We start from the raw sequence: 13,084 nt of genomic DNA on the forward strand, positions 1-13,084 counted from the left end.
AAACCCCACCAAGAAAAAATAGAACCAATTGTAGAAGAAGTTTCTGAAATAAGAAAAAAATAAAGAAGCAATGTTTAATTTAAGGCAATTCTATAGAATCGATTAAATCCTTAACTTAACAGCTGTGGTGAAATACCTGTATTTCCTGATCCAGACTCTTGACCAGACACTACGTTACCTGCTTCTTTACCTGCATTTAATGCATTAGAAACTATATCTAGTAATGTTCTACTATCAAGACCATTAACTGCAGTTTCAAAGTTACTATCAAATTCTGTATTAACTGTATTTATTTTATCTGAGTATGAACTGAAATAATTAGTTGTGAATGATTCAAAAGCTTTATTTTGAGCATCGGTATAGTTATTTCCAAAGACTGCAACAACTAGATTCATATATGCATTAAGCATTACAGTTTGATAATCTTGGGATAAATTTAAGCCTTGTACAAATAAGTTTGTATAATCATCACTACCATAATTTGTGGTGTAGTTTGCATTGTAAATGTTGCTTAAATTATTATCACTTAAAACATTTAAATATGCATCTAAAAATGCAGCACGGTAAGAGGTATAATTTTCTTCTGTACCATCAGCCCAATCTTGTTGGAAGTTTTCTAAGACAATAGATGTTAAATTATTTGTAAATATGGCTGAATATTCATTATTATTAGTTATAGTGCTAGTCAACACTTCATTTTGGAAATTTTTATAATAAAAGTTAATGTCATCTACATAATCTTCAGTGTTCCATAAATCATTTTCTACAGTTGGATATTGACTTGTAGCTGTATCATAAGATTGATAATTACTTACACTGTTTTGAAGATCAGTGATATAGGTAGATAACCCTCTTTGATAATTAGAATTTGCAGTGGAATATGCACTTTTTGCACTATTATATGCAGTTAAATTTTTTTTCTCATTAGTAACTGCAGTTTTGTAATTTTTTTCCAAGGTATTAGTTTTCTTTAAAAGAGTATTGTAATTTTTTTCCAAGGTATTAGTTTTATTTAAAAGAGTATTGTAATTTTTTTTATTTTTACTAGTCTTTTGCTTAAGATATTTTTTATAGGCTGTAGTAGATTTATTTTTTACAGTATTATATTGTTTTAAGGCAGTTTTTGTTTTTGTTTTAGCAGCATTATATTGTTTTAAGGCAGTTTTTGTTTTTGTTTTAGCAGTGTTGTAATTCTGTAAAGCATTAGCTTGATTGGTTGATGTGATGTTCAATCTTGTTCCTAAACTATCTATGTTGCTTTTTGAAATATTTAATGTTATTATTAAAGATTCTTTTTTTCCTTTAGTTGTTGTTATTGTATTATTCAATGAGTTTAATGTGTTATTTGTACTAGTGATATTGTTGTTTAATTCAGTAAGTTGAGTTTGCCAGTTACTACTTTCATCATAGGTATAACCATCACCATTACTAATTGCGAAATTTACAGATGGAATAAGTGATAAAACAACTAAAAAAATCGCTGTAGCAACAAATAAAGTAACTAATTTTTTACTATCTATTTTTTTATTTATATTCATTTAATGACCTCTATCTTTTAATTTTAACATATAATTAATAATTTTTTAGTAAAAACCAAGAAGTTATTAACAATCAAACTATTGCTGTATATGTTAAATTTTGTAGTTAATACTAATTAATTTTATAAAATATAAAATAGTACATTTTATTATTATATATTTTTAAAATGATATTATATATAATTTTTTATTATACTATTCATGTGATCTCAAATATTAGTTAAAATATTAGTTAAAATACTGGTATGATATTAATAGAATGTAATATGGTCTAAAATTCTGGTTTAAATCAATATCTAGGCAAAATTTCTACCAAAAAATAAAAAATAGGATGAACAATTTATAAATACGTTAAAAAAGATTAAAAAAGGGAATTAAAGCAATAAAAAATTGAAAAAAGAATATAGGTATATTTTCAAAGAAACAACAAGATTAACACTGTTAAAACATGAGATATTTTTGGAAAATTAAATTAAAATTATTGAATTTTATTTTTTTCTTCTAATAACTCTAGATAAGATGTTGTTATTGGACTTCCTTCAACTCCTAACTTTTTAAATAAATTTAGGATATTGTCTACTTCAGGTTTAAAATCAGAATTGTCTTCTAATGTTGTTTCTATTTCTATAAATGTGCCCAAATTTTCAATGTTATCAAAACTTACAACATATTTCTCTACTTTGTAGATTTCTCTTTCTTTACTTACCTTTCCATTTTCATAAAAGCCTAATCGTTCAAATATTGTTTTAAGTTTATCTGAGTCTTCAACTCCTAATTCGATTTCTTCTCTTGTTTTACTTAATTTATCTAATTTAGGGCCTTTGTATGTTACAAATACTGCAGATTCATCTTTTTTGGTGGTTTTTCGTATTCTAAGGGCTTTGTCATTTTTTGCAAAACCTATATCATCTCTTTCAAAATAAATATCTTCTTGGTATTCTGTTGGTTCTTGTTGAGGGTTTAATTTTTTTAATTCTTTTTTAGATGAATTAAAATTATTTACTTTCATTTTAACTTCTACTTCTATCATTATATCCCATTTAAACTTTAGTAATGTTATTAAATTTGAGTTAGTATGTATTTAATTTATATTATATTTAAATCATTGATTAGGATAGATTATTATAAATATTAAATATATTAATATTGATTTTAATATATTATTAATTAGAAACTTTTATTAATGTAAATAAATATATTTTTTAATGTTAATTAATTTGATGCTAATATTTTTCATAAATTTAAATAAGTTAATGAAACCTAATTAGTAGTTTAATTAGAATTACTTTAAGTTACTACTATATACTCCTTATTTATCATAATTATCCATCATAATTTTAATAGTTATTGCTTGTTATTAAATGTTAAGTAGTTTTAATCGATTTTTATTTAGATAATGTAATTTCAATAACTCTATATTTAATTATTAATTGTTGATTAATTATTAATGCTTAGGTGGGTATGATCTTTTGATTTAGCTATTTATTAATATTTCACTGGTAATTAACAGATGATTATGAAATATTATTTGCTTTATACTTGTTATGGACAGTATTTAGATTATAATTCTGCACAATAATTATTTAATTGATTAAATAATGAGTATTCAATGAAATAATTCTATTTCTATAATTTTTTAAATTTGTATTTTAAATAGGTTTATATACTATATAAATAAAAAGTAATTAGTATTAAGTAATTTTTTTACTTACTTTTTTTAATTTTGATTGGGAGGTTTATTAACTTGACAGATGTTGCTATTAAAATAGAAAACATTGTTTCTTCTGCAAGCATTGGAAAAGACATTGTATTGACTGAAATATCAAAGGCACTCGAAGGCGTTGAATTCAACAGAGAACAATTCCCTGGTCTGGTATTTAAGCTAAAAGAACCAAAGACTGCAGCTCTTATTTTTAGTTCTGGTAAATTAGTTTGTACTGGCGCCAAATCCATCGATGACTCTAAATTAGCTATTAAGAAGACAGTTGACCTTATGAGGACAATTGACACAGAAATACCTCATGAATTCGAAATTATCATTCAAAATATAGTTGCTTCTGCTAACCTTGAAGCTACATTAAATTTAGAATCTGTTGCTTTAGAGTTAGAAAATACTGAATATGAACCTGAGCAGTTTCCAGGTTTGGTGTATAGATTAAAAGACCCTAAAGTTGTTTTATTATTATTTGGTTCAGGTAAAGTTGTGTGTACTGGAGCTAAAACCCTTGGTGATGCTAAGTTAGGTGTAGAAAGGGCCTACGATAGACTTAGCGAGTTGGATTTAATATAATTGGTGATGTGATTGATTAAACTTGTAGTATTTGATTTAGATAATGTTATAATAAATGGTGAAGCTATAGATGAGATAGGAAAACTAGTAAACGTTGAAGATAAAATTGCAGAAATCACTGATCAGGCAATGAAAGGTGATATGGACTTTGAAACATCTATAAAACAGAGAGTACAACTTTTAAAAGGTGCTCCTGTTGAAAAAATAAAGGAGTTAGCAGAAAATCTTACTTTGATGGATGGGGCTGAAAAGACCATTAAATCATTAAAAGATCAAGATATTCAAGTTGCAGTAATAAGTGGCAGCTTTGATTTAGTTGCAAACCCTTTAAAAGAAAAACTTGGTATTGATCATGTTTTTACAAATACATTAATTGAGGAAAATGGTAAATTAACTGGAGAAGTTACTGGTCCTCTAGTTGAAGGTTCTAAAGCTGATGTTCTTCTAAATTTCATTAAAGATCAAAATATAAATATAGAAGAATGTTTAGCTATTGGTGATGGAGCTAATGACATTTCAATGTTAGAAGCTGCTGAAATAGGAGTTGCTTTCAACGCCAAACCAGCTGTTAAAGAAATAGCTGACGTTATTTTAGAAGATAAAGATTTAACTGGGGTTTTGACTATTATATCTAATTTTGAAGAGGAATCTGGTTCTAATATAGATGCTACTGAAGCAGTTAATGATGCTGAGGTTGCAAAAGACGAAGAAAATGAAGCTGTAAATGATATTGTTGTGGAAGAAACTGAAACTGATGTAGAAGATGTTGAAACTGCAAAGACTGATGTTGTTGCAGATGATGCTGAAAATACTGATTCTGATGTTGTTGCAGATGATGCTAAAACTGATGTAGATAAAGATGAAACTGCAGATGTAGAAGAATCTGAAGCTACTGAGGATAATGGTGCAGAGGAATCGGAGGATGATGCTGGAGCTGATGTAGATAAAGATGAAACTGCAGATGTAGAAGAATCTGAAGCTATTGATAGTAATGTGGAAGAATCAGAATCTAGTAAAGATAAAGATTTTAAAAAGCAAGACAGAAAACAAAAAAGAAGAAATGAACTTCCAAAAACTGATTTTGTAGCATCTGATGATCCTAAAGAAGTAAGGCAACAAAAAGATGAAAGAGAACAGCTTATAACTCAAATAGCTGCTGAAAGAGAAGAATTCAATAAAGAGGCTAAAGAACAAAGAAAAATAAGAGATGAATTAAACGATAGTTTAAAAGAAAGTCTTAAATTAGCTATTGAATTCAGAGATAAACGTAATAAAATCAACGAATCAGTTGAAGAAAATAAAAAATTACGTGATGCAGTTAATGATAAACTTAAAAAGCTCGAATTTTCTTCTGGCAGACGAGATAAGATTAAACTCGAAAACGAAATAGCTAAAATCGATAAAATTATCGAAACTCGTGTATTAGATATTAAGAAAGAAAACCAGTTAGTTAAAAATGCTAATGATCTTCGTAAACAACTTAATGAGATTCAGGAAGATGAAAAACTCAAAAATGAAGCTCAAGCTCTTAAAAAGGAATCTGAAGAACATCATGCTAAAGTTGTTGAATTGTCTGAAGATGCTCAGAAATTCCATGAAAACATGTTAACTTACTTTAGAGAAACTGATGAAATCAGAACTTCTGCTGATAATGCTCACAAATTGTTTGTTAAATCAAGAAAAGCTGCATCTGCTAAGCATGAAGAATTTAAAATAGTTTTAAGTGAAATTCATGTTATTAATAAGAAATTAGGTAATTCTAGACCTAAAAGAAGAAGTAGTAACAACGATAGACAATTTAATGCTAAGAAAAATCGTGAAGAGAAAGAAAAAGCTGAAGACATTTTTGATAAATTCAAAAAAGGTAAAAAACTTACAACTGAAGAGCTTCTACTTTTACAAAAACACGATATAAGTTAATAAAATAATTAAATACTTGTAATTTATTAAATTTAATCATGACTCTATGTTAATATTAAGTGTTTAATTTAATGATTTATATTTCATTTTGTTAACATATTTCTATCAAGTATATATTGTTTTAATATGTAATTGATCATATCATCAAAGATTAAATAGGTTTCATTATACAAATTAGATTAACAGATTAATGAAACTTTTAACCACTAAATTGAGAATTTAAAGTAGCTAATGTATATTTATAATGATTACTCTATATGATTACTGAAATTATATTACGGTTTTTATCAAACTAAATATTTAACTAATATATAATAGCTATCTATTTCATAATTCTTACTTTTTTTTGTTTTTAACTTTTTTAACATTTTTTTTAAATATTTTTAATATTATAATTTTTAATCCTATGACTAGATTATTTATATTTTTTTTAAAATATTCATACCACAAAATATATTTATTATATTAACTAATATATTATATGGTAATAATATAATATTTCATATTAATCTAATATTATATTACATCATATTACTTTTATGAATTAGTATTCAAATGTTATTTATCATTTTAAATAATTTTATTCATGTTTGTACTAATTTTTAAGTTTATGTTAAAATTATGAGGTATACAAAAATTATAGTTTAAAATAACTAGATAAGATTTAAATAGTATTACTATATTAATAATTATTATTAATTATTTATAAGTACCTTTGTTTAGGCAATAGTTATATTTAATTAGATACATTATCATGATTTATTTAGCTATTGTAATAAAAATCATATAACATTAGATTAATTAAATCTTTACTAAATCAATTAAAGTAATAAATTAATTAAATCTTTACTAAATCAATTAAAGTAATAAATTAATTAAATCTTTACTAAATCAATTAAAGTAATAAATTAATTAAATCTTTAATTAATTAAAGCTTAAAATTAATAAGTCTTAAATATAAAAATAGGAAGGATTTTATTATTTTCCTAAACAATATTCATAATTAATACATGATTTTATATATGGTCACACTTTATATATTAAAAGTTAATAAATAATAATTAAATTTGTAAATTTATATGTTAACTTATTAAATACGTTTGAATCACTAATTGTTAAATTTATAATTCTTGAATTATAGTATTAAAATAGATGGGAGCATCAGTGATAAAATGCATGAGGTAATCATTTGTGAGAAGCCAAAGTCCTCTGAAAAAATAGCTAAGGCAATATCATCCAAAGCAGTAAAGAAAAAATACAATAAAAAAGTTGTTTATTGGGAAATTGAAGAAAATGGTAAGAAAACAACAGTTTTATCTGCTGTGGGGCATCTTTATTCTTTAACTCCAAAAAATTCCAAAGAAAAAGTTTTCTTTGATTTAGATTGGGTTCCATTATATGAAACTGATAAAACAAAGAAATATGTTAAAGATTATGTATTTGCAATGAAAAAATTTGGAAAAGGTGCAGATAAATTCATACATGCTTGCGATTATGATATAGAAGGAACTTTAATCGGTTTCAATGCATTAAAATATGCATGTGGTAATGAATCATTAGCTAATGTTTCACGAATGAAATTTTCAACTTTAACAAAAAAAGACATTCTTGATGCTTATGAAAACATGATTGAATTAGATAATTATCAAGTAGACAGTGGGATTGCTAGACATATTCTTGATTTTTTCTTTGGAGTGAATATTTCAAAATATCTAATGAAATCAGTTAGAACTGCTAAAAATAGGTTTTTAAAATTATCTGCTGGGCGAGTTCAAACTCCAAGTTTAACAATACTTGTAGATAGGGAAAAAGAGATTAAAAAATTTGTTCCAGAACCATATTGGATGATAAAAGCTATTTTAGAAGGAGATATTGTAGCTGATCATGTAAAAGGTAAGATATTTGATCAAAAAATAGCTGAAAAGATTTTTGAAGATTGTCAAGGTAAAGATGCTGTTGTAAGTAAAGTTAAAATTACAGAAAAAATCAGAACCCCGCCAGTTCCATTTAATCTCGGAGGATTACAATCTGAAGCTTATGGGGTTTTTGGATTTTCGCCTAAAAGAACTCAAATGATTGCTCAAAGTTTATACACTGAAGGCTATGCTTCATATCCTCGTACATCCTCTCAAAAGTTGCCAGAAAGTCTTGAATTTAAAAAAATATTTAAACAACTATCTAATAACGAAGTATTTAAAAAACATATAGACAAATTACCAACAAAGCTCAAACCAAATGAAGGTAAGAAAGAAGACGCTGCACACCCTGCTATACATCCAACTGGAATTTTACCAAGTAAATTAAGTGATGAGGAATCAAAAATCTATAACTTGATTGTTTATAGGTTTATAAGTACTTTCTTTGATGATTCTAAACTTCAGACTATGAGATGTGATGTTAAGATTGCAGATGAAGGCTTTTTATTTAAAAGAAAAAGAGTATCACATATGGGGTGGTTAGAACATTACCCATACCGTAAAATTGAAGAAGAGGAGTTTCCAGAGGTTAATAAAGGTGATACTCTTAAATCTAAGAAAATTACATCAGAAAAAAAGAAAACTAAACCTCCTGCAAGATATAATGAAGCATCTCTAGTTAAAGAACTTGAAAAAAGAGAATTAGGTACTAAAGCAACAAGGGCAGATATAATAGCTAAATTATATGATCGGAAATATATCGCTGGTAAAAAAATTGAGGTTAATCAATTAGGTGTAAACATAATTGAAACACTTCGAGAATACTGTAGAGATATAACTAGTGAAGAATTAACTCGTAATTTTGAAAAAGACTTAGATAAGATCATGGCTGATAAAATAACTAAGAATAAGGTTATTGAAAGTGCTAAATCTGAAGTTTTATCTATTTTAAAAGATATTGAGAAAAATGAGTCTAAAATAGGTGAAGGACTCTATGATGCATATCAGGAAAGCAGAATAGTTGGAAAATGTGATTGTGGAGGGGATTTAACTATTAAATATTCTCCAAAAAATAAAAGTCATTTTGTAGGATGTTCTAAATATCCTGATTGTAATGTAACCTACTCTTTACCTAAAAAAGCTAATGTTTTAAAGACTAAATGTGAAACATGCGGCTTACCAATGATTTCTTTTGGTAAACCTCCACAAAGAGCTTGTCTTGATCCTAAATGTGGAAAACAAGATGTTGTAAATAAGGCTCCAGAAATAGTTGGTAAATGTCCAGAATGTGGTAAAAATCTACTTAAGCGATCTGGAAGATATGGTTTCTTTGTAGGTTGTGAGGGTTTTCCTAAATGTCGCTTTACATGCTCTGTAGACGAACTTAAGGATAAAATTGAATAATTTTTTACATTTTTTAAATAGCTTATTATTTTATTATTTATTTAACTTAATATTAGTTATTCATTTAAATTTAGCTATTTATTTAGTATTAAGCACTGTTTTTTATATTCCTTTATTTTATGTTTCACATTTACATTTTATTATTTTTATTGTACTCTATAATAATCAATAGAAAAAGTTACTATATTCGTAATTTTGTTAAATATTTTATATATTTCAATGACATAAACATAAATTTATATTAATAACTTATGTACATATAATTATATATAATAAATATTTATATTTAGGTGTTGATTTCGAAAAAATAAAAAATTTTTTCAAAATCCTTTATGATCTATAAAAATTGATTTAACTTTATATGATATGATTTTGCAAAATTTTCTATTTTGTGAAATCAGTGTATTAAAAATATTTCTTTAATATATTAATATAATTAAAGAAAACTATATAAAATATCAAGTTTAATTTAATTATTATAATTTTAAAAAAAAGTATTACTATGGAATGCGAAAATATTATTTATATTTAATGTGTTTATATTTTGATTATACTTCAATTGAAAATAATTCTTTAATTAAATATTAATACTATTAAATATTAATACTTTAACTATTATTCATTAATAATAGATTATTAATATGATATTGATATATAAATTAATTAGTTTAAAAGAATACAATAATTATTAAATATAATAATAGATTATTAAGTATAATTAATAATTATACTGAGTACTAATTAATAATTATATTGAGTATCAATTAATAATTATATTGAGTATCAATTAATAATGTATATCAATTTAACTAATAAAAATTCAAAAATAACTAGAAAAATCATTAATAAAACAATTAATAAGGTAATTAGTAATTTAACCATTTAGTTTAAATTTCTCTTAATTTAATATTTATCTGGTTTTTATTATTATAATTGTTAATTAAGGGAGGATTAATATCATGGATAAGAGTAAAATACTAGCTATAACTAAATCGTTAGTTATAATATTAATCATCCTTGGATTGGCTTTTCTCATAAGATTTGATGCACATAACTTATATGATGGTCTTAATGCAGAACAAAAAGCTTATTTCACGGATGACACTGGTCTACCTTACTTCAGTGAGATGGATTCATATTATAACTTACGTATGACTCAGGATTTCCTAGATCATGGTCACTTTGGAGATGAGATTGTCAATGGAACGCCGTGGGATTCTTTATCATATGCTCCAGAGGGGAGATCGGCGGTTTATCCTCCAATGATTGCTTATGTAACTTCATTTTTACATTACTTAGCTGAATACTTTGGAGAAGGCATGTCTATTAAAGAAGTTGCATTTTTTGCCTCAACTATAATAGCTCCATTATGTGCTATTCCAGCATTTATCTTTGTCAGGAGATCTACTAATGATTATGGTGGAATTGCAGCTGCACTTTTATTAGTTTTCTCACCAAACTACTTTGCTCATACATTCGCAGGGTTTTTCGATACAGATATGTTCACGCTGATATTCCCGCTGCTCATTGTGATATTTTTCATAGAAAGTATACGAACAGACAAATTAGCTTATAGAATACTCTTTGCAATACTTACTGTAGTTAGTTTAGGCTTGTTTTCCTTATCCTGGATAGGATATATGTTCTATGGGGCAATTCTAGTTGCAGCAATTGTAGCGTTTATAATTTTATCATTTATATTTAAAGTAAAATTATTTAGTCCATTTAAAGAATATTCTAACAAATTGCAATGGTTTGTAAACCAAAGGGAATTATTTTCAATAGTTTTAATAGCTATTGTTGGTTTAGGGGTTTTAACTTATTTCCATGGTTTTGATTCAGTAATTGAAAGTATTACTGGATTATTTGGGTCTGTTAACATTCAATCATCATTAAGTACTGTAATAGATTATCCTAATGTTTTAATATCTGTTGGAGAGCTTCAAATTCCTAATTTCCTTGATGGGGGTACTACATATGCTCCATTTTTAGCCAGTAACAATGCTGTTGTAAATGGGGTTGGAGGAATAATTCCATTTTTAGCTGCTTTAGCATTTGTTTTCTTTATAATGCTAAGATTGTATAAGTTAAGAGTAGTTAAATCTCTTAAATTAGATAAAAAACCACCTAAGGCTCAAAGGAAATTTAAAGTTAATAAATCCTCTAATTCATTTGTTAATGACTTTTTCAATGAAAAATTAGGATCTATAAAAGAAATACTTAAAATTAAAAGAATAGATCTCATGTATCTATCTTTATTTGGAGCATGGATTTTATTAGCTGGTTTTGCTACTACTCAAGGATCAAGATTTATACAAATGCTTGTTATTCCAGTCACATTGTGTACAGGTTTGTTTGTAGGTTATGCTACTAATTATATTAAAGAAAAAGTAGATAATAACTATTTATTATGGATTGTTGCTGTTATATCAGTATTTTTAATTGCATTACCTCTGATTAATTTGAAACTACCTATTATTGGTTTACTTGCTCCATTACAATTATTAATCATAGCCGCAGTAGTCCTTATAATTATCACAGCTTTAATCTTCTCAACTAAAAGTGATTCTAAGTTGACTGTTGCTAAGAAATTTGCAGTGGTACTTGTTTTAACACTGGCTTTCGTTGTTCCATCAGTCGCTTCTGCATACAATGTATCTCAAAACATTGTTCCAGGTACTTCAGATCCAATGTGGAATTCTATGACTTGGGTTGATAAAAATGAACCTAACCAAACATCTATTGCATCCTGGTGGGATTTCGGGTATGTGTTTGAATTAGCAGGAAATCGTGAAACGGTCTTCGATGGAGGTACTCAGGATACTCCAAGAGCATTCTGGATAGGAAAAGCTCTGACGGAAGATAATGATACGCTGTCTGCAGGTATTCTTAAAATGATTTCAACTTCGGGAGATGTGGGATTAGACTTTTTAGACAACTATACTAACAATACTGGTCAAACAGTTAAAATCCTTGAAGATACTTTAGGAACATCTAAGGAAAACGCTAAATCTATCCTGATGAATAAGTATAAAATCCCAGAACCTAAAACAAATGAAATATTGAACTACTCTCACCCAGATAAACCAAGAAATGTTATATTTGTAATGAGTAGTGATATGATTGGTAAATCATATTGGTGGAGTTACTTTGGTAGTTGGGATTTCGATGCTAAAAATAGTACAGGATATAGATATATGCAAGCTTACAGTGAGAAACCACTACAAGGAGCAGGTAATACAACTATTAAATATGATGCAAGTCCAAATGATCCTACAGCTTATGTTGTAAGAACGCACGTTTCTAAAGGCTCAGCAAATAATTCAACTAATGTTTCTGTGGATGTTGCATATAAAAATGATAGTAAAATTATATTGCAAAATAATAACACTACCTATGATCCTATTAAACTTCAAAGAGTAATCATCATCCAAGATGGAATGTTAATGAAGAATGAGACAGTAAATAAATCAGGTGAATACACAATTTACCTCATGGATTTCAATGGTAGTATGATGTCTCTTATAATGGATTCAAAGCTTGAGAATTCAATGTTTACAAAGCTTTACTTCCTTAGTGGTTTTGGTCAAGATTCTTTTGAGTTTGTTGATACAAATAAGACTGGAGGAGAAGTATTCCTTTGGAGAGTTAAAAACTCAACAAACACGGCAACTAATACTTAATAACACGACTTAATTTAGTTGAAAAATTAAACATTTAACTAGAATTAGTAAATAAAATTAGCTTAAAGATTAATTTAAATTTTAATTTAAAATATATTTAATAGTTATTAATGATTACATTAATGATTTAATAGCTATTTTTAACTTTTTGCTATTTTTTTTATTATTTTAATCATTAGTCTTTATTTTTTTATTACTCCCATTACTGTCATGACAACTTAATTTTAAAATATTTATATATGATGATATTCATATTATACTATATGAAACAGAGAAGAGTAGAGCTTGATGATGAGGAGGATGTTTGTTTAAAAAAGATGGTTAAAAAAGAAA

At 26.3% G+C, this 13,084-nt stretch carries 6 protein-coding genes; 4 read left to right on the forward strand and 2 right to left on the reverse strand.

The genetic code is table 11. The features are described from left to right. Window positions 1-110: 110 nt before the first annotated feature. Both MBFIL_RS08720 and cyaB read right to left on the reverse strand, forming a co-directional pair. On the reverse strand, window positions 111-1,538 hold the full coding sequence (locus tag MBFIL_RS08720; protein ID WP_066973630.1) for a hypothetical protein: 1,428 nt from the start codon (window positions 1,536-1,538) through the stop codon (window positions 111-113). 478 nt (window positions 1,539-2,016) lie between these two features. After that, window positions 2,017-2,568, reverse strand: a complete 552-nt coding sequence (gene cyaB / locus MBFIL_RS08725; protein WP_066973631.1) for a class IV adenylate cyclase — start codon at window positions 2,566-2,568, stop codon at window positions 2,017-2,019. A 714-nt stretch (window positions 2,569-3,282) separates the two neighbouring features. Between cyaB and MBFIL_RS08730 the strand changes: the two genes are divergently transcribed. The 4 genes from MBFIL_RS08730 to MBFIL_RS08745 all read left to right on the forward strand — a co-directional run bounded on the left by MBFIL_RS08730 (window position 3,283) and on the right by MBFIL_RS08745 (window position 12,751). Beyond that, entirely contained in the window at window positions 3,283-3,828 is a 546-nt protein-coding gene (locus tag MBFIL_RS08730; RefSeq protein ID WP_066973633.1) for a TATA-box-binding protein, read from the forward strand. 12 nt (window positions 3,829-3,840) lie between these two features. Continuing rightward, a complete protein-coding gene (serB, locus tag MBFIL_RS08735) occupies window positions 3,841-5,748 on the forward strand; it encodes a phosphoserine phosphatase SerB (RefSeq protein ID WP_066973635.1) in 1,908 nt (635 codons plus the stop codon). Between the two features lie 1,172 nt (window positions 5,749-6,920). Next, complete coding sequence (gene topA / locus MBFIL_RS08740) at window positions 6,921-9,068, forward strand: DNA topoisomerase I (RefSeq protein ID WP_066973637.1); 2,148 nt, start codon at window positions 6,921-6,923, stop codon at window positions 9,066-9,068. 959 nt (window positions 9,069-10,027) lie between these two features. Then, entirely contained in the window at window positions 10,028-12,751 is a 2,724-nt protein-coding gene (locus tag MBFIL_RS08745) for an STT3 domain-containing protein (RefSeq protein ID WP_066973639.1), read from the forward strand. The last annotated feature ends 333 nt before the right edge of the window (window positions 12,752-13,084 follow it).

The sequence above is a fragment of the Methanobrevibacter filiformis genome (assembly GCF_001639265.1).
GTDB lineage: Archaea > Methanobacteriota > Methanobacteria > Methanobacteriales > Methanobacteriaceae > Methanacia > Methanacia filiformis.

Excerpts from the sequence above, each read along its gene's own strand:
- cyaB (WP_066973631.1), bottom strand. The coding sequence starts at position 2,568 with ATGATAGAAGTAGAAGTTAAAATGAAAGTAAATAATTTTAATTCATCT.
- MBFIL_RS08745 (WP_066973639.1), top strand. The coding sequence starts at position 10,028 with ATGGATAAGAGTAAAATACTAGCTATAACTAAATCGTTAGTTATAATA.
- topA (WP_066973637.1), top strand. The coding sequence starts at position 6,921 with ATGCATGAGGTAATCATTTGTGAGAAGCCAAAGTCCTCTGAAAAAATA.
- MBFIL_RS08720 (WP_066973630.1), bottom strand. The coding sequence starts at position 1,538 with ATGAATATAAATAAAAAAATAGATAGTAAAAAATTAGTTACTTTATTT.